At 49.0% G+C, this 18,678-nt stretch carries 13 protein-coding genes and 2 tRNA genes; 9 read left to right on the plus strand and 6 right to left on the minus strand.

The genetic code is table 11. The features are described from left to right. Window positions 1-6: 6 nt before the first annotated feature. The 4 genes from alaS (at window position 7) to QWY82_RS10900 (ending at window position 4,657) form a co-directional block, all read left to right on the plus strand. Complete coding sequence (gene alaS / locus QWY82_RS10885; RefSeq protein WP_290262203.1) at window positions 7-2,634, plus strand: alanine--tRNA ligase; 2,628 nt, start codon at window positions 7-9, stop codon at window positions 2,632-2,634. Between the two features lie 142 nt (window positions 2,635-2,776). Then, window positions 2,777-4,015 (plus strand): aspartate kinase, encoded by a 1,239-nt coding sequence (locus QWY82_RS10890; protein ID WP_290262205.1) that lies wholly within the window; start codon window positions 2,777-2,779, stop codon window positions 4,013-4,015. 223 nt (window positions 4,016-4,238) lie between these two features. Then, entirely contained in the window at window positions 4,239-4,421 is a 183-nt protein-coding gene (gene csrA / locus QWY82_RS10895; RefSeq protein ID WP_253360927.1) for a carbon storage regulator CsrA, read from the plus strand. Between the two features lie 145 nt (window positions 4,422-4,566). Then, a tRNA-Ser gene (locus tag QWY82_RS10900) sits at window positions 4,567-4,657 on the plus strand. A 433-nt stretch (window positions 4,658-5,090) separates the two neighbouring features. Here the strand turns inward: QWY82_RS10900 and QWY82_RS10905 are convergent. Further along, on the minus strand, window positions 5,091-5,930 hold the full coding sequence (locus QWY82_RS10905) for a 6-pyruvoyl trahydropterin synthase family protein (protein WP_290263520.1): 840 nt from the start codon (window positions 5,928-5,930) through the stop codon (window positions 5,091-5,093). Between the two features lie 125 nt (window positions 5,931-6,055). Between QWY82_RS10905 and QWY82_RS10910 the strand changes: the two genes are divergently transcribed. After that, a complete protein-coding gene (locus tag QWY82_RS10910; protein WP_290262210.1) occupies window positions 6,056-7,402 on the plus strand; it encodes a sensor histidine kinase in 1,347 nt (448 codons plus the stop codon). Between the two features lie 368 nt (window positions 7,403-7,770). Here the strand turns inward: QWY82_RS10910 and QWY82_RS10920 are convergent, their stop codons facing one another. Both QWY82_RS10920 and QWY82_RS10925 read right to left on the minus strand, forming a co-directional pair. Beyond that, the gene (locus QWY82_RS10920) at window positions 7,771-8,205 is read right to left on the minus strand and encodes a type 2 periplasmic-binding domain-containing protein (protein ID WP_290262211.1); all 435 of its coding nucleotides are present in this window, start codon (window positions 8,203-8,205) and stop codon (window positions 7,771-7,773) included. 12 nt (window positions 8,206-8,217) lie between these two features. Continuing rightward, a complete protein-coding gene (locus QWY82_RS10925; protein WP_290262212.1) occupies window positions 8,218-9,405 on the minus strand; it encodes a porin in 1,188 nt (395 codons plus the stop codon). A 313-nt stretch (window positions 9,406-9,718) separates the two neighbouring features. On the opposite strand from QWY82_RS10925, the gene gltX reads away from it, so the two are divergent. The 3 genes from gltX (at window position 9,719) to QWY82_RS10940 (ending at window position 16,048) form a co-directional block, all read left to right on the plus strand. Next, window positions 9,719-11,221, plus strand: coding sequence for a glutamate--tRNA ligase (gltX, locus tag QWY82_RS10930; protein WP_290262214.1), 1,503 nt, complete (start codon window positions 9,719-9,721; stop codon window positions 11,219-11,221). Window positions 11,222-11,320: 99 nt separating this feature from the next. Beyond that, window positions 11,321-11,396, plus strand: a tRNA-Ala gene (locus tag QWY82_RS10935). 2,159 nt (window positions 11,397-13,555) lie between these two features. Beyond that, window positions 13,556-16,048, plus strand: coding sequence for a DEAD/DEAH box helicase family protein (locus QWY82_RS10940; RefSeq protein WP_290262217.1), 2,493 nt, complete (start codon window positions 13,556-13,558; stop codon window positions 16,046-16,048). 365 nt (window positions 16,049-16,413) lie between these two features. On the opposite strand, the gene QWY82_RS10945 is transcribed toward QWY82_RS10940, so the two are convergent. Next, complete coding sequence (locus QWY82_RS10945) at window positions 16,414-17,022, minus strand: hypothetical protein (RefSeq protein WP_290262219.1); 609 nt, start codon at window positions 17,020-17,022, stop codon at window positions 16,414-16,416. Then, window positions 17,019-17,624, minus strand: a complete 606-nt coding sequence (locus QWY82_RS10950) for an AHH domain-containing protein (RefSeq protein WP_290262221.1) — start codon at window positions 17,622-17,624, stop codon at window positions 17,019-17,021. The genes QWY82_RS10945 and QWY82_RS10950 overlap by 4 nt, the downstream gene beginning before the upstream one ends. A gap of 276 nt (window positions 17,625-17,900) precedes the next feature. On the opposite strand from QWY82_RS10950, the gene QWY82_RS10955 reads away from it, so the two are divergent. Next, window positions 17,901-18,221 (plus strand): hypothetical protein, encoded by a 321-nt coding sequence (locus tag QWY82_RS10955; RefSeq protein ID WP_290262223.1) that lies wholly within the window; start codon window positions 17,901-17,903, stop codon window positions 18,219-18,221. A 14-nt stretch (window positions 18,222-18,235) separates the two neighbouring features. On the opposite strand, the gene QWY82_RS10960 is transcribed toward QWY82_RS10955, so the two are convergent. Continuing rightward, entirely contained in the window at window positions 18,236-18,502 is a 267-nt protein-coding gene (locus tag QWY82_RS10960; RefSeq protein WP_290262226.1) for a hypothetical protein, read from the minus strand. Window positions 18,503-18,678 lie beyond the last annotated feature (176 nt).

Raw genomic sequence — 18,678 nt, forward strand, 5'->3', positions numbered from 1 at the left:
TGGATTATGAAAAGCGCCGACATTCGCGCCGCCTTTTTAGGCTTTTTTGAATCGAAGGGGCACAGCATTGTGCCTTCAAGCTCGCTGATTCCGGGCAATGACCCCACCTTGCTCTTTACCAATGCCGGCATGGTGCAATTTAAAGATGTTTTTTTAGGCGACGACAAGCGCCCTTACACCCGCGCGGTCAGCTCGCAGCGCTGTGTGCGCGCCGGTGGTAAGCACAACGATTTAGAAAACGTTGGTTACACAGCGCGGCACCATACCTTTTTTGAAATGCTGGGTAACTTTAGTTTCGGCGATTACTTTAAGCGCGAAGCTATTTTTTACGCCTGGGAATTTCTCACCAGTTCGGAGTGTTTACAGATTCCGGCGGAAAAACTCTGGGTTACTGTCTATGCCGATGACACCGAAGCCTACGATATTTGGGCCAAGGAAGTTGGCGTGCCAACCGAGCGGATTATTCGCATTGGTGATAACAAAGGCGGCAAATACAATTCCGATAACTTCTGGGCCATGGGTGACACTGGCCCCTGTGGCCCCTGTTCAGAAATTTTTTACGACCATGGCGAAGAGGTTGCCGGTGGCCCACCGGGTAGCCCCGAGGAAGACGGTGACAGATACATTGAAATCTGGAACAACGTTTTCATGCAGTTTAACCGCAGTGCCGATGGCACCATGAACCCCTTGCCCAAACCGTCGGTGGATACCGGTATGGGTTTGGAGCGCATTTCTGCGGTGATGCAACACGTACATTCAAATTATGAAATTGATTTATTTCAAAGCTTGCTCAAAGCCGCGGCGCAAGAAACCCATACCAGCGATATTACTAATCAGTCACTGCGCGTGATCGCCGACCATATTCGCTCCTGTGCATTCTTAGTGATCGACGGTGTCGTACCGTCTAACGAAGGCCGTGGTTACGTGCTGCGTCGTATTATGCGCCGAGCGATTCGCCACGGGCACAAGCTCGGTCAAACCCAGGCCTTCTTCCATAAACTTGCCGCCGCACTGGCTGACGAGATGGGCGATGCCTACCCAGAATTGCGCGAGCAGCAAGCACACATTACGAAGGTCATTTTGGCCGAGGAAGAGCAATTCGCCAAAACCCTAGATAAAGGTTTGACCGTACTCGAAGCGGCATTGGCCGATGTGAAGGGCAAAATCATCGACGGTGCGACAGTCTTCTCCTTATATGACACCTACGGATTTCCGGTAGACCTCACCGCAGACATCGCGCGCGAGCGCGGTTTACAGCTCGATATGGATGGCTATGACAAGGCCATGGATGAGCAGCGCAAACGCGCTCGCGCCGCCGGTAGTTTTAAGGTGGATTACAGCGATACCCTCAAACTAGAGGGGCAAACCGAATTTGACGGCTATAAAACGCTGCAAACCAAGAGCAAAGTGCGCGCCCTGCTGAAGGACGGCAAATCCGTTCAAGCTTTGGCCGCTGGCGATCAAGGCGTTGTGGTGCTAGATCAAACCGCTTTCTACGCAGAGTCGGGTGGCCAAGCCGGCGATACCGGTTATTTGCTCGCCGATAACGTTAAGTTTGAAGTGCAAGATTGCAGTAAGCAGGGCGCCCATCATTTACACCTTGGGCAATTACTGTCTGGCGCCATTGCCGTTGGCGATACCGTGACCGGCGAAGTGGATGCAAGTGTGCGTCAGCAAACGGCGCTGAATCACTCAGCCACGCATTTACTGCATGCCGCCTTGCGCAAAGTGTTGGGCGAGCATGTTACGCAAAAAGGTTCGCTAGTAAATGCCGAGCGTTTGCGTTTCGATTTTTCCAATCCAGAACCCGTTAAAGCCGAAGATTTACGCGCTATTGAACAAATGGTAAATGCGGAAATTCGCCAGAACTCGCCGGTTGAAACTGAAGTTTGCGATATGGAAACCGCCAAAACCAAAGGCGCCATGGCGCTGTTTGGCGAAAAGTACGGTGACTCTGTTCGCGTTTTAACCATGGGCTCGGGCTTCTCAGTGGAACTGTGCGGCGGCACCCATGTGCAGCGCACCGGCGATATCGGTTTGTTCCGAATTATCTCCGAAGCCGGTATTGCCTCGGGTGTTCGACGTATCGAAGCGGTCACCGGCGCGGCCGCCTTAGAGCAAGTAGAGCAACAGGCCGATGCCTTGCAGCAGCTATCCAATACCCTAAAAACAAGCCCGGATCAGCTGCAAGAAAAAGCTGAGCAATTGGTGCTCGGGCAAAAGGCCTTGGAAAAGGAATTGGCGGCACTGAAATCTAAACTGGCATCTATGGCCAGTGGCGATCTTGTCAGTCAGGCGGTTGAAGTGGCCGGTGTGAAAGTGTTGGCCGTTAGTCTCGATGGCGCCGACAGTAAATCACTGCGCGATATGGCCGACCAGCTGAGAAATAAACTGGGCTCGGCGGTGGTCTTAGTGGCAGCGGTGGAAGGCGAAAAGGTTGCTCTAGTGGCCAGCGTGACGAAAGATTTGGTGGCTAAGGTGAAGGCGGGCGAGTTAATGCAATTTGCCAGCGCCGCCTTAGGTGGCAAGGGCGGTGGCCGCCCCGATATGGCGCAAGGTGGTGGTTCAGACGTGGCCGCCTTGCCCGCGATGCTGGCCTCGGTGCCAGATTGGGTATCAATAAAGCTAGGTTAAGCTGATTAGCGCCATAAATTATTGTTTTTGGTGCTTTAGCGCGATTTTTTCTTAACTTTGGTGTTTTTTTATGCTTAAGTTGCGCCTCCCTGAAGGTAGGGCAACTTAACCATTTCATTTATAGACAGAGGAAGGCTTTTTCATGAGCCTGTTGGTACAGAAATACGGCGGCACCTCCGTGGGTTCCGTAGAGCGTATAGAAGCAGTAGCCGAAAAAGTCGGTAAATTTCGCGATCAAGGCCACGACATGGTCATTGTTGTGTCGGCCATGAGCGGCGAAACCAATCGCTTAATCGACTTGGCAAAAAATATTCAAGCCACACCAGACCCAAGGGAAATGGATGTCTTGGTATCCACCGGCGAGCAGGTAACCATCGCGTTGTTATGCATGGCGCTAAAAAAGCGCGGCTACGATGCGCGCTCTTACACCGGCGGCCAAGTGCGCATTATTACCGATGACTCCTTTAATAAGGCGCGCATTCAGCAGATTGACGATGAGAATATTCGCGCAGATTTGAAAGCCGGTCGCGTTGTTGTGGTCGCCGGTTTCCAGGGCGTGGATGAAAAGGGCAACATTACCACCCTCGGTCGCGGCGGTTCTGATACCACCGGTGTCGCTTTGGCGGCAGCCTTGAAGGCCGATGAATGCCAGATTTACACTGACGTAGACGGTGTTTACACCACCGACCCGCGTGTAGTTTCCAGTGCGCGTCGCCTAGATCGCATTACGTTCGAAGAAATGCTTGAAATGGCGAGCCTCGGTTCAAAAGTTTTACAAATTCGCTCAGTGGAGTTTGCCGGTAAATACAACGTACCTCTACGTGTATTGCACAGCTTTCAAGACGGCCCTGGCACATTGATCACCCTCGACGAGGACATTAACACCATGGAACAACCCATAGTCTCCGGTATTGCATTTAACCGCGACGAAGCCAAAGTGACATTAGCTGGCGTGCCCGATTTACCCGGTGTCGCCGCGCGTATTTTGGCGCCTGTTGGTGAGGCCAATATTGAAGTCGATGTTATTGTGCAGAACATTTCTTCTGCCAATACCACAGATTTAACCTTTACGGTCCATAAAAACGATATGGAAAAAGCCCGTGCCGTGCTCGAGCAGGTAGCTAAAGACGTTGGCGCGCGCGAGGTTCTATGCGACGGCAATGTGGCGAAAGTTTCGCTGGTTGGCGTTGGCATGCGCTCTCACGCAGGCGTGGCGGCAACCATGTTCAAGGCGCTAGCAGAAGACAATATTAATATTCAGATGATTACCACCTCTGAAATTAAGATTTCTGTGATAATCGATGAAAAATATTTGGAATTAGCCGTGCGCGGATTGCACGCAGCCTTTAATATGCACCTAGAGCCACAGCAAGCAAAATAAGTGGTAAATAGAGCTTGGGGGTTCTGGCTCGGTAAACGTCTTACCCCCTTATTCGGCAGACATTGGTAGAGTTGTTTTCTTTTTTGCAAATCTAGGCTTTACTTAAGCGGTAACTCGCTGGGGTAACTCCGGGCATTTAAGGAAGAAGGTTAGCGATAACCAACAACGGCCTCCACCACTGTGGTACCGTTGTACAACAGGATGATTTTGAAGGAGAATCGTGATGTTGATATTGACACGTCGCATAGGTGAAACGCTTATGGTAGGCGACGAAGTAACAGTCACAGTACTTGGCGTAAAGGGTAACCAAGTAAGAATTGGCGTGAATGCGCCAAAAGAAGTGGCCGTGCACCGCGAAGAAATCTACCAGCGTATCCAGCGAGAAAAGCAGGATAACGACGAGTAAACAGCTCGCGTAATGTTTCTCAAATGGCGACTTTCGGGTCGCCATTTGCGTTTTTGCTGGATGAAAATTAAGCAGCTAAAAACGCAAGAAAAAATCACATAAGCCTTTGATTTATTAATAGATGTGGTATTATGCCGCCCTTGTTGGAGAGGTGGCCGAGTGGCCGAAGGCGCGCCCCTGCTAAGGGCGTATACCCTAATCCGGTATCGGGGGTTCGAATCCCCCCCTCTCCGCCATTACAAATAAAAAAAGCCCCACTCGAGAGAGCGGGGCTTTTTTTATTTGTGCGGAGCAGGGGTTGGGTGAGAACCCCCGCGGGTTCGACTAAAACGGCGCTTTTCAGCCGTTTTAGGACGCCGAAGCAATAGCGCAGGCGCCCCGAAGGGGTGGGGCGCTTTTTGCCCCATCAATCCCCTTCACGTGATACTCAAAGTCTTGTTTGAATCAGCGGGGTTTTTTGTATTGGGGTAGAGGGGTTGGGTGAGAACCCCCGCGGGTTCGACTAAAACGGCGCTTTTCAGCCGTTTTAGGACGCCGAAGCAATAGCGCAGGAGCGCCCAAGGGAGGGGGCATTTAGCCCCATCAAGCAAATGGCGAGCTTAGGTGTTAATGAGCCTGAGGGTTGTACAAAAATGCCCTCAGAGCGCCGGGTGGGTGTTGCCGAGGCGACTATATTTTCGCTTCTGCAATAGCGCCTTTATGTAAGCCCTCAAAGGCTTGCACGCGCACTGATTTACCGGGGTTTTGTTGCGCTAGGGTGTTGGCGATGTATCGTGCCAACCACTCCACTGTGGTGTCGGTGTTGATCATTTCGCATTGGCTTTTTGGCATCGTCAGTTCGAACGGGCCCTGTGCCGATACGTAGGCGAAATGCAGCTGTTGATCACCCTTAATTAGGTCTTCATCCGAGCCTAAATAAATGTCTTCCCAGCGCTTGGCCCAGTCCGCTTCTAAATGCACAGCTTTGGCGCCATCCAGCCAAATGTTAATTCGCGACCGGTGGCCATGGGCAATGCGTTGGCAATTGCCCGCATGTTTCTTTAGGCCGTGAGAGTAGTGATAAAAGGCGCCATCGATAGCTTCTTCGGCGAAGCGGATGTCCAGCCGTGCAACCGAGTCGGCAAACTGTTGCTTGAGCTTGTCGATGCACCACTTAGCGACGCTTTCAGGTGTGATAGTTGGAGCGTTTATAAGCGCTATTGCTTGCGCAGGGGACTTGCAGGTCAACTGCTTATTGGCGCCATAAGTCCAAGTTAGGTTAACCTGACCGTCTTGCTGCTCGAGCGTCAGGTTTGGTGCCAGCGTGGGCACTAACAGGCAGTGATCGAGTTCTTTATCGAGAAAATGGCGCAGCAAGCGCTTAACCTCGCCAAAATCACACACCATGCCCTGTTCATCTAATGCGCCTTCGAGCGACGCGCTGGCAAGCCACGTTTCGCCTAACATGCCACGCTCGGTGTGCAGGTAGCTAAAGTCTACGTTGGTGAGGTTATCGACGAATAAAAGCATGATCATAGGGTATTGGGGAAGGGCTGTGCATAATACCGTTGTCGAGGCGCTGCTGCTACTGTTGTCGTCACCGTCGAAGTGGGCGAACTAAGCTAAGCTTTCTAAAATAAGGAATATGGGGGTTGATGTTGGCAGAGTTTATACGGTGGGCACTCTACGCAGGTGATGACCCAGCAACCTTGTCGGCAGTAGAGGCGCGCCAACTCAGTTTGTTGCGCAAGAGTCAGTGGTTGGTTGTTTTTCTTGTTCTCGTTTTTTTACTTATGGCCCTACGCCAGTGGATCGAGTTCCGGGTGCTGGGTTTGTCTGTGGCCTGGGTTTTAACGGTGCTGGGGCTTTTCCTCGCTAACTATAAACCCGCTCGCACTGCGGCCCTACACACCAGCATGCTGGGCGTTTCAATTGCAATTCTGACGGCCTGCTTAACCAACGGCGGGCTCGGCAGTGTGGCCTCTGCTTGGTTGCTCTATATGCCCCTTATCGCCGGTGTAATGGGTGGTATGCGGGCGGCGAAACATTGGATTGTTTTTGTTTTGCTGAGCTTTAGCTTACTTTGGGCTGTTGAACTTCTCGGTTTCGAGGCGCCGAATTTAACCCGGCCTGAATTTCAATATTGGCAGGATAGAATCCAACAGTTTATGCAAGGGGTTGGCGTGGTCTTGTCCGTCATCGCCTTGATAGGCCAAGTGGAGCTATCGGAGACTAGCTTGCTTAAAACAATTGATAGTCTCCATGAGGAAGTTACCGCACGGATATTGGCCGAGCAAAAAGCCGTGATAGCTGAGCAAAAGAAAACCGCCTTTTTTACCTCAATGAGCCATGAGCTGAGAACACCGCTCAATGCCATTAATGGTTTTACCGCTATGGTGCTTAAAAACATTGATCGGGGCAAAACGATGGATGCACGCGGAGAGGATGCATTGCAGCGTGTGTTAGTCAATGGCCAAGATATGTTGGCGCTGGTTAATAATCTATTGGATGTGGCCAAGTCCAGTGAATCTGAACCCTTGCTACACAAAGAGTCGTTTGATTTAAATGCGCAGATTAACGCCTTAATGGGCGACCTGGCTAGCTTGGCATCGGCCGATGTTAGGCTCTTGAATTTATCCGATAAGGCGTTAGTCATTCAAACCGATAAGAGTCTTTTACGTCGCATTTTAGTGAATCTCATCGGTAACGCACTAAAATTTACCAGCCAAGGCTCGGTGCAGGTTAGTTGTGTAACCCAAGGTGTATGGCTGCAAGTTAAGGTTGTTGATACGGGCGCCGGTATTTCGGATGAAGAGCGCGACATCATCTTTGAACCCTACATCCGGGGCTTGGCTCAGCGCGGTGTCTCGGGCACTGGTCTTGGTTTAATGTTGAGTCAGCAGTGGGCCAAGATGCTAGGTGGAAAAATTGATTTTGAATCTAGTTTAGGCAAGGGCAGCACATTTTCATTGTACTTACCTCGGGATGTCATCGAGATTTAAGATCAGTGGGATTGCCATATCATGTGTTCGCTTTCGCATAAGAGGGGCGCGTGGAGTGCCCACAATAGGTTTTTCGTAGGTAAACACATTTCAGAAGGGGGCATGTTTCCGAAGCTAACTGAGTGCGGTGCTTCGTCCTAGGGTGTCATAAGTATCCTGAGCCTGCTGGTAGGTCATTCCGCCTTTTCCTAACTGCTCGGACACGGCTAATTTTAAAGCCTAAGTTGTAACCTTGCTGAGTGTGCTTTGAAGGGGCGTGTCGTGTTGTTCATCAATAAGTTCTTACGGTGTAAACACATTTCAGAAGGGGATAACCCAGGCATAAAAAAGGGCAGCGAAAACGCTGCCCCTTTTTTAGTGGGTTCTAGTTAGAACTGGAACACAACTTTTACACTTGCATCCACATCGGCAGTATCGATATAACCGATCAGTGATGGGTTTTGTGCGATTAGCTTCTTAACATCGGCGCTACCGCCCACTTCCTTCGGAGGTGTGCCTTTACCGGTGAACAGTAACTGCGCCCAGTAAGCTTTGATTTGCTGATCGTTCTTTTTAAGAACGGTAGAAACAAAAGCGCTACGGTTGGCAGAGCCGTCGGCCTGATCTACAGGTATCGCTTCCGAACCATCCGGGAAAGACTTCTTCTTGCCTAAGAATACGCGAGAAATATCATCTTCACTCATGCTGTTAGCGTTACCAGGGTGAACCACTACCGCCACGCCAGACCAAGCTGCACAGCTCATGAGCACTGTGGCAGCAAACACTAAGCGAGAGGCAATCTTTTTGGTGAAAAACGTTTTCATGTTAATCCTCCCTTAGAATACTGAGTCAATGGAGAAGCGCACAACGCTGGCGTCGCCATCAACATCGTAGGTGCTAGCGGAATCGAAGCTACGCTGAGAGTAGTCGATTTTAAATGATGCTGACGGATGGAAGTTATAGCGCATACCAACGGTAATGGTGTTGCTCTTTTCTTCGGCTGAGTTAGCGATAGCTTCAGCACTGCCAACCAAGAAGTCTAAACCAGCGTTGCCGCTTGGGAATGGAATGCCGTCGGTAATACCGTCAGTGCGAGTATCTTCTTGCATTTCATAAGTGACATGGAACATTAGATCATTGAAGGTTTTACCGATCGTGATATAAGCAGAATCTTGGTCGGCAACGAAGGAGTCTTCAACCTTGATCTGTGTAACTTCACCCGCTAACAGCCAGCTGCCGTTGTCAGCTTTGAAACCTAGACCCAAGAATGAGCCTTTGTCGTCTCGCGCCGCTAGGCTATTGCCTTGGTCAGCGAATCCGGCACCTATCAAACCAGCCTCAACGGCGTTAAGGCTAGTGTTTTCAATGGTCGTGTCTGCTTGAAAGTAAGCAGCACGTAGGGTGAGCCAATCATTGTTGATTGTCCAAGCGCCACCAACCAAGTTGCGTAGGTCAGCATTTGACTCTTCGCCTGAAATAACCAAGTCATTTGCGGTACGGCCCATTACTAACTGTAAGCCTGAATCCCAGCTGCCCATCGCGCCATTAAACTGAAGGTTTGCACCTTCCATTGTGGAGAAGAACAGATCGTATACAGACTCTGGTGGACGAATCCAAGGGTAGGCGTAGCCAACATCTAGGAAGTCAGAATACTGGTAGAACGGAATACGAAGTTTGCCGACGTTGATGCGCGAAGACTCACCGAAATCGTAGGACACGAAGGCCCATTCCATATCAACATTGAAATCGTCGGCGCCGCGAGCAATAGCTTGTGCGGTTACAGACAGCCCATTACCGAGGTTGCTAGATGCCTGCAACGCCAGCTTTGACTCTGGACGGAAATCAAAGTCATCGTCGTAGCCGTAGAGGCGAAGTTCTTCGCCATCTGCGCGATCTGCTTCGCTGGTGCTAATGCCGCCAGTAATAGAAGCGAAACCATTCCACCGAATATCGGCGGCATTGACGTTAACTGCCAAGGCCGTTGCCATGCTAGCAACCGCCGTCGCAAGTAAGGCTTTTTTCATAGTCGTACTCTCTCGTTTGATGATAAGAAACAGGTTAGATGAAGAATGCAAAAATTGCCTAATTTAAGGTAATTTTTATGTCAAAAAGAAAAAGTAGAAGCTACTTTTGTGAACCTGACTCTAACTTCCATGACGGTCAATCGGCGTGTTGCGCGGATACTAAGAGTCATGGCGACACTTGTCAAAATATTGACCGGTTTTTTTTGTGACCAGGTAGTCATTATCGAAGCCGCGCACAAAATGCGTATAATGCCGCACCCGGCCATTGGTAATGGCTGCATTTAACTGTTAGCTCGGATCGGAAACTTGCCCCATGACTGTTCGCACTCGTATTGCGCCATCGCCCACCGGCGACCCGCACGTTGGTACTGCCTATATCGCCTTGTTTAACTACTGCTTCGCCAAGAGCCAAGGCGGCGAGTTTTTGCTGCGTATCGAAGATACCGACCAAGTGCGCAGCACGCCCGAATCCGAGCAAGCCATTCTCGATAGCTTGCGCTGGCTAGGTTTAGAGTGGGACGAAGGCCCAGATGTAGGCGGCCCGCACGGCCCCTATCGCCAAAGTGAGCGCAGTGATATCTACCGCAAATATTGCGATGAACTGCTGGCCAAAGGCCATGCCTTCAAATGCTACCGCACCCCCGAAGAGCTTGATGTGCTGCGCGAGGCGCGGCGCGAGCAGGGTGGTTTCGCCGCCATTAAGCCGAGCGAGTTGGCCTTAGATCCCGCTGAGGTAGCCAAGCGCGAAGCGGCAGGCATGCCCTATGTGATTCGCATGGTGGTGCCCGAAGGCGAGGGCCCTTGCCCGGTGGACGACCTGTTGCGCGGTACCATCGAGCTAGATTGGGGCCAGGTGGATGCCCAGGTGCTGTTGAAATCCGACGGCTTGCCTACCTACCATCTCGCCAATGTGGTGGATGACCACTTAATGGGTATTACCCACGTCTTGCGCGGCGAAGAGTGGATTAACTCGGCCCCCAAGCACAAGTTGCTGTACCAATATTTCGGCTGGGACATGCCGGTGCTGTGCCATCTGCCGCTGTTGCGCAACCCCGACAAATCCAAACTCAGCAAGCGCAAAAACCCCACCAGCATCCTTTATTACAAGGACATGGGTTACCTGCCCGAAGGCTTGTTGAACTATTTAGGGCGCATGGGCTGGTCTATGCCGGACGAGCGCGAAAAGTTCACCCTGCAAGACATGATCGACAATTTCGACATCAATCGCGTTTCCCTCGGCGGCCCAATCTTTGATGTAGAAAAGCTCGATTGGCTCAACGGCCTATGGATTCGCGAGAATTTAAGCCCCGAGCAGCTAGCGGAGCGCCTGCACCAGTGGATGTTCAATAGTGAGCGCTTGGCGGCACTCTTACCCCATGCGCAAACGCGCATGAACAAGCTCACCGACTTCGCGCCGCTGATGAGCTTCATGGCCGCCGGCCAACTCGCCATTACCCCGGCCAGCTTTGCCGAGGTAAAAATGGACGAAGACCAGCTCAAGAGCGTGCTGCAATTCGCCCTGTGGCGCCTAGAAACCCTGAGCCCCTGGAACCGCGACGCCATCTTCAACGAGCTAAAAACCCTGGCCGGGCAGATGGACATCAAAGTAAAAGACTTTTTAGCGCCACTGTTCATCGCCATCGCCGGCACCACCGCATCTTTCTCTGTGATGGACTCCATGACCCTGCTGGGGCCAGACATGAGCCGAGCGAGATTGCGCCATGCGCTGAACAGCGTCTTTGGTGAAATCGGCAAAAAACAGGCGAAGAAGCTCGAAAAGGCCTACGAACAGCTGGGTAAAACCGAGTCTATTTAAACGCCAAAAGTCTTCATAAGGTTTTGATTTATAAAGCTTGACAGGCAAAGGCGGGGTGATACAATGCGCCCCGCTTTCGCAAGAAGGCCACCCAAATTTGGGGCTATAGCTCAGCTGGGAGAGCGCAACACTGGCAGTGTTGAGGTCTGCGGTTCGATCCCGCATAGCTCCACCATACAAAAACCCCCTGCGTGAAAACGCAGGGGGTTTTTTTATGGTCGCGCTACGCGCGATTGTTCTCAGCCCCGGTTCACAAAATTGCCGGGAGCAATTTTGGGCAATGGCGCTTTTCAGCCATTGGGCGCAGCCCGAGGGCCAGGACGGCCCGAGTCCATCCCGCAGGGCAGGCGAAGTGCGAACTTCTTCGTAGTGCCCAAAACGCGGGGGTTTTTTTATGGCTGGAGCTATGCGGGTGAGAATCGCAGATGCGGTTCACAAATTCGTCTGGAACGAATTTGGGCAGCGGCGCCTTATAGCCGCTGGGCCGTAGGCCCGAGCACAGGGAGGTGCGAGTCCATCCCGCAGGGCAGGCGGAGTACGTGCTTGTTCAGTGAGCCTAAAGCGCTGGGGGCTTTTTATGATCTCAGCGTTAATCGACTAGGCTTTGTCTCATTGAATTCGTTGCGTATTTTCCTCCTGTCACTTTTTGTTATACGACAAAAAGTAACCAAAAAACGTACCCCGACTGCGCGTTAATCCATTCAAAGCACCGGATTTCGGGGTCGCCGGCAACCGCCATCCATGGCGGAACGCCGCTCAATTGGCCTTCCGTGGCCAATTGCCCCCGAAATCCGGCACTTTGAATGGACGCTTCGCAAGGGGCCCCAAAAGCGGCGCTTCGTAGGGGGCTTTCAAGGAGTCGGACCCGAATGGCACTAAGTTAAGGGTTTCTAGCTCAATAGCCAATTGCATGCTTAGTTAACTCTTAATAGGCCTTTATCGTTGAATTTTACTATATTTAAAGTCTTTTAAAGTTCGGAGCCTCTAAAGTTTATGGCCTGAAGATTTGGCGCAAAGTAAGCTTAACTTAGTGCCATTCGAGCCTGACCCCATGATGTGATTGCATTCATAGAGTGTTGCGGCATATTTCAGTTCTTAACGCCATTTTGCTTATACCTGCGACTACGAAGCAGGAGCCCGCGTCGATTGTTGAACCAACTCTAACTAGGGTTAATAATCCAAAATCTACTTTTATCGATAATCAACCTGTAACTTCTATTGGTTTTAGAAGTGACTAACTCGAGTTTGGATAACTAAAATTGTAGTTTCAAAATTATCGTTCGGTTGCACGAATACAGCCCAATTTTTAATCATATTCTTTGATAAAAGTATTCCATTGAGTCAACTGCGGTGAGCTTGACGGCTCACCGCAGTGCATCAACAAAAGTTGGATATTATGTGTACGGAAATACTCATATCTATGTCTCCATCAATGCTAGTTAAGAGACCGGTGACTATTAGGAATAGTTTGTAGGATGCAAAACTGAGCTTAAGTAGGATCGAGAGAATGTGTTCGTCTTTCGGTTTTTTGGGTGCAAGATGCTGCATGCTTAACTCCAAAGGTAAGCAAAAAAGTACACGCAAAAACTTGCAATTAAATACAAATATCTCTATCGTAAAAAGCTGCCTGTTCTCGCGCATTTAATTAGACGTTCGATTTAGGCTTTGGGTTTTAGCGGCAAGGCTGAAACCTTTTCTATATTTATAATTTCATTATTATCTCCTCATTCTTTGTTGCCAAAAAAATCCAGATTACGATTATAACATGCTGGAGCATAAAAATCATGATTTTACCAATAGTATTTTTCTATCGATCCTATGTTATCAATAATAGATGGTATGGCTTGGCGTTGGGTGAATGGGATTTAGTGCATTAAATAGGGTTGGCGTGACTTATAACTCGATCGCATAGTTTTTGTTCACCTAAATTGGATAAATTCCTTTGTTTTTAATGAGTTATATTGTTGTTCGCACATTGCTGGCAGTGTTGAGGTTTGCGGTCCGATCCCGCATAGCTCCACCAAAAAAGCGTTGTAAATCAAAGCGTTATAGGGACTGCCTAGGAGCGGATTTTTTATTGTCCGTAATTTAAGTCCATACTAAGTCCAATTGAAAATGGGTGGGTTTTAGTGGAGCCCATCTTAATTTCATGCACTGATCTCATAAACGTGTGATGACTACTATCCGTAGGTAATCTAATCCCCAAAGAGAGGCTTCCATATGTGCTTTGCTAGCGGTTTTTGCTCTGTAGGCCCCTAGAGTTGCGTGTAGGTGCAATATAAACCGTTCATATGTGCTATTTTCTTCTCCAACAACCCGATCACGGACTGAAAAATGGTTAACTTTGACGCGCTTTTGGGTGATGGAGAGGACGCAGATTATTCCAACCTCGTACAAGTGTTCGAGTCACTGGATAGAAAGACATCCCACACTGAATTGAGAAATGCTCAGAGGGAATCCCTGGAGGCCCTTTCGGGCGCTCAATTGGGTGATAATGTTCTAAAAGTTAGTACCGGTGCAGGGAAGACCACTGTAGGCTTACTCTTTCTTTATCGCTACATGCGAAAGAATAATGAGCCCGTTGTTTACCTTTGTCCCACAAATCAACTAGTTGAGCAGGTTCTCGCTGAGGCGGAAGCGCTTGGGGTTGAGGCGGTTCATTACAAGCGCGGTGAGGCGCAGCCTGGTTACAAGGGAAGTTCTGCTCAGGCTGTTATTGTCTGCACGTATGACAAGCTGTTTAACGCCAAATCAACATTTAATCGACCTGATGTAATGTTGCGCCCAGGTGCGATCGTCTTGGACGATGCGCACTCAGGTTTAGAAATTATTCGTAGGTCGTTCTGTCTAAGATTAGACGGAGATGCTTTTCGAGCGATGGTAAATGTTCTCGATGGTGAGTGCAGCTCATATAAACGTTCAACATGGAAAAAAATCAAAGAAGAAGATCCTAGTGCCCAAATGGAGGTGCCGTATTGGATCTGGAAAAACAATGCGGCTGGACTATTTACTGCTCTTAGCGAGTTCAGCGAGGATGATCGCGCGAAATTTGTTTGGCCCTATCTCTCAGAAAATCTTCATCTGTGTCGTTGCGTGATGTCGGGGGCAGGTCTGGAAATTACGCCGTATTATCCCCTCGTTGATGCAAGTCAGGCATACACTTCGGCTGCGTGCCGACTCTTTATGTCCGCCACACTTGCTGATGATTCTAGTTTGATAAGAGAGCTTTCCTGCGACGAAAAGGCTGCAATGAATCCTGTAATTCCTCCCTCGGATAAGGGCTTGGGGGAAAGGATGGTTTTGGCTCCTTCCCTCGTAAACGCAGCTCTTAATAGGGAAGAGATCATGCAAATATGTGGGCAGTTATCCGCAAACTACAACGTTGTGGTTTTGAGCCCAAGCAAATTGCTTGCAAGAGATTGGGAGAGGGTGGGGGCTAAGGTATTTACGGATGACGAGGTTGTTGGCGGAATAGAGGCACTTAGAGATCCTCTCGATCCACTTAGTTTCGCTGTATTTGTTCAGCGTTACGATGGGGTTGATCTAGCAGATGATGCCGCAAGAATATTGGTGATTGACGGAATGCCTTACGGGGAAGGGATTACTGATAAGTATGACTCCGCCTTGATAGATCAGGTCGGGGGTGCTCGACGAAAGATTATATATCGAATAGAGCAAGGTTTGGGGCGTGCTGTCAGATCTCATGTGGATTATGCCTGTGTTCTCCTTTGTGGAGAGGACTTGGCCAATTTTGTTGCGAAGAAAGATGTTGTCGAGTCAATGAATTTCGACACACAGAACCAAATTCGGCTTGGTTTAGAATTGTCTGATCTACTTTCGAGGGAGCGTCACTTAACTCCTACGTTAAATCTTGTGGGCACAATGAAGCAGTGCCTGGACAGAGATTCATCTTGGAAAAGGTTTTATAAAAGGAGGGTCAAAGATGTGGACTCTCCCGAACGGCTTATTAACTGTGACGCCGCAAAGTTTGCGGCAGAAGAAAGGTCTTCGTTTAAGTGCGCGCAATCAAATGCGTTTCCTAAGGCAGCTCAAAAATTATCGGATGCCATAGGCAAGTATATCCACGATGAGAAGGAAATAGGGTTATATTTGCAGCGAAAAGCATCATATGTGAATAATTACGATTCGGCGAAGGCAGCCGAGATTCAGCAGGGGGCTTTTAATCGAAATTCGGAGGTCTGTAAACCCTTATCGGTTGTTCCAAGGTCATCTAATGTGGCTATCGTAGAGGGAGAACTTGCGTCAGAGTGGCTCAAGAGATTCGAGAATCCAAATGGCGCGATAATAGAAATTGTCCGCTTGGGGTCAGCGTTAAAGTTTACGAATTCGTCGGCCATAGTTGAGCAGGCTCTGAAAGAGTTAGCTGTTCTTTTGGGTGCTCTTGGTTCTCGCCCTGAAAATGAGGTTGGAGAAGGTCCGGATGATCTTTGGCTTTGGCCGAATGCTTCATTAGTTATTGAAGCGAAGACAGGGAACGCAAATAGCTTGCATAAATCGGATGCTGAACAGATGCTAGCTAGTCTTCAGTGGTTTGGAAACGTGTACCCGGGGCGAGCTGTAGCAACTCCTATTTTTGTGGCCAAAACCGGCAAAGTGGATAACTTGTCATATTTCCCTGACGAAGCGCGGGTCATTGATCTAGTAAGCATTAGCGCTCTCCTTGAAGCACTAAAAGATATGTATCAGTCGCTAATTGATCAGGGGCCTGTATTTTGGACAAGTGAGCTGCTCGCTAGGCAACTTGATTCGCGAAACCTGTCGACGGGGAAGTTTTTGGGTGCATTCACGAAAAAGCTATTTGAGTAAAATATTTCGTACAGTTATTGACATAACTCCAAGGAAAAGTGCTCCTTGGAGGTGCATGGCGTGGCGCCGCCATGATGGCGCCTAAAAAGTGATTACTCTGGGATTTCACTGTTCCAAGCCGATTCAAAGCCTAGATTGCCACAATGAATATGCAGAGCTGAATATGCTTGTTCCAGAAGGTATTCAACATCGTCGCCAACGGTGGCATCCACTACCGCCCAATAGAGTTTTGCAAGATGGGTGGCGTCCTCTGCGAATATTAGGCTCAGATAAGAATTAAAGCCGATCAGCGCAGCTTAATTTTATCTGACCAAAATGGATTCATTAGTTACGTTTGCTTTTCACCGACGACACCACTCACCCAATCAGTTAACACTACCCACTTCTGCCGTCCCATCCGCCGGCGGTCTATCTGCCAAATCAATCGCGAAAATGCACCCGGTTAACTCGCTTTTATCAACCACTATTTTTAGCTGCTCCGTACAATAAACACCTCTAAAGCTATCTTGCTCCGTCCTAAATAATGGGTGTTTAAGTTTTTCGGGGTGGAAGGCGAGGTTGTTGAGATTACCCCATTTATCGCGGAGGGTAAGAGATAAATCGACGGCGTTGGATTCTTCGGCTAAAACAAGTGGGTTAAACAGCACGCCTGAGATTTCGCCACAGGTCACGGGTAAAAACTCTCCGCAGCCTGCTAGTAGATCCTTTAGACTTTGATAAGCCTTGTCGCTTAAAAATAATTTGCCGTTGTTATCACTGATGATATCGGGCAGGGGTTTGTTTTCAGGTTTTTTACTCATGCCTTCGTAGGCGTCGTAAAACTCTATCTCTAGGGGTTTCCAGTGCGGTAGGTAATGGGTAGGGCGGGAGTCCATGTAGATTAAGCAGTCTTCACCTAATGTGGCTTCAACTTGATCGGCGTCTAGGTGAAATAATTGATAGTGCTTCACGTCTGGGTGAATGCGGTAAATCATGAAGGAATCCCCTGGCCTTTCTTTAACATAACGTAATCTGGCTGTGCGCCAGCCTGTAGTTGCAGGCCTATGGTTTTAAGTGTGTATTTTAAATCGTCAGTGGCTTTGATCTTGTTCATGTTGATCAGAGATGCTAGCCAAAAATAGTAATTGTAGCGGTGAATCCTGCTGTGGGGCACTGCGTGCTTAAGGGGGCGTGGCATTTTGGATAAGGCTGCTGTGTTTTCGGGCAGCCAGCAGCCGTTGTAGGGGTCGTCAATTCTGAGTTTGAAAAAGGCTAGAATTGCCCTTGCGGTCGCCGCCCCTTTGTGCGCCCCAGATACAATTGCATGGGCGTGGCAGAGCGGATGAGGCTTATGATCTCCACTCGATTCGAGAAACTCACTAAGACGCTTAGATTGATGTTCCTCATCCCGACGCTCTTTACGGGTCATTTCATCGGCACTGTAACGGTATTTATCTAAGACGGTTTCTATCTGTGCCAGTGCGGCCACGGCCGTTAGGTCATTTTGTGTGAGTTGCGTTTTCTGGCTGACGGAGTGAATTTTTTGCTCGACTCTGTCCATTTCATGGAATCGCTTGGGGTTAGCGGGAACTGGCATAATTAACTCCGTTTAACTATGGCTATTAAAATCTATGTATTTGTAACTGTGCTTGGTAAGTAAGTGATCGTGGTTAAATGCCAATGATGTATGTTATATCAGGATCTTGGTCTAAATCTATACTTCCAGTAAGTTAGGGTGCTGTGACCAAACATTCAACTATACCTATCAGATAGGGAATCAGTAACGAGCAATGAATACAATGCTTTTGAATGGAAGTTTAGGCAGTATTTTTGGATTTTTCAGACAGAACGCGAATACTTTATAGGTCTATGAATGGAAATTATTTCAGCTTGGCTGATTGATCACAAAGCAAGTCTTGAGGAACTATCGCCAATGAATGACGATGGCTCTGAGTATATGATTGGTACGGCCGTTGTGCCTGCTACCAGTATGCAACAAGCGTTAGTGCTCTTTGAAAGCTATCTTGAAGAACAAAAAATGGGACTGCTTGAATTATCTAAATGTGAACAATTTGATCCCGTGCATTTTGACGCGACTAGCGAAAAAGGTCAGCAAGTTATGCATGCCGCACCTAAAGTGCTAGAGGATCAAAAAATTCGCCATTTTGGCGTCTCCTCAGAATCAACGCTTTAACTAACTTGTTCAGGCTATTCCTGAATTGCATCCTCCCACCTATCGCCAAACCCTCTGTTACCGCAATGTATGTGCAACGCCGTGTAAATCTTTTCAAGAAGGTGTTCAATGTCTCGGTCTAAGGTGTTGTCTACAATCGACCAATAGAGCTTTGCAAGATGAGCTGCATCGGAGGCACTTTGAACGCCCGTTTCTATTAATTTGAGTGAGCGCTGATCGTTTAGCGTGGCTGCGAACTCTAGCAGTAGCGCTTTTTCTTTATCATCCTTGAAATCAATCATGGTTTTCGTGACTCTAAAAGCAGAGGGGTGGTGACTCAAATTATTTGGAAGTATAGGCCTTGGAAACGAATACTTTTATCTCTCTTTGTAAATATGCGATCTAACCCAAACGCGTAGGTAGCTATAGGCTCCCATCACCACCAATACAGAAGCTTTCCCAACAAGCTTCAGATATG

The sequence above is a fragment of the Simiduia curdlanivorans genome (assembly GCF_030409605.1).
Taxonomy (GTDB): domain Bacteria; phylum Pseudomonadota; class Gammaproteobacteria; order Pseudomonadales; family Cellvibrionaceae; genus Simiduia; species Simiduia curdlanivorans.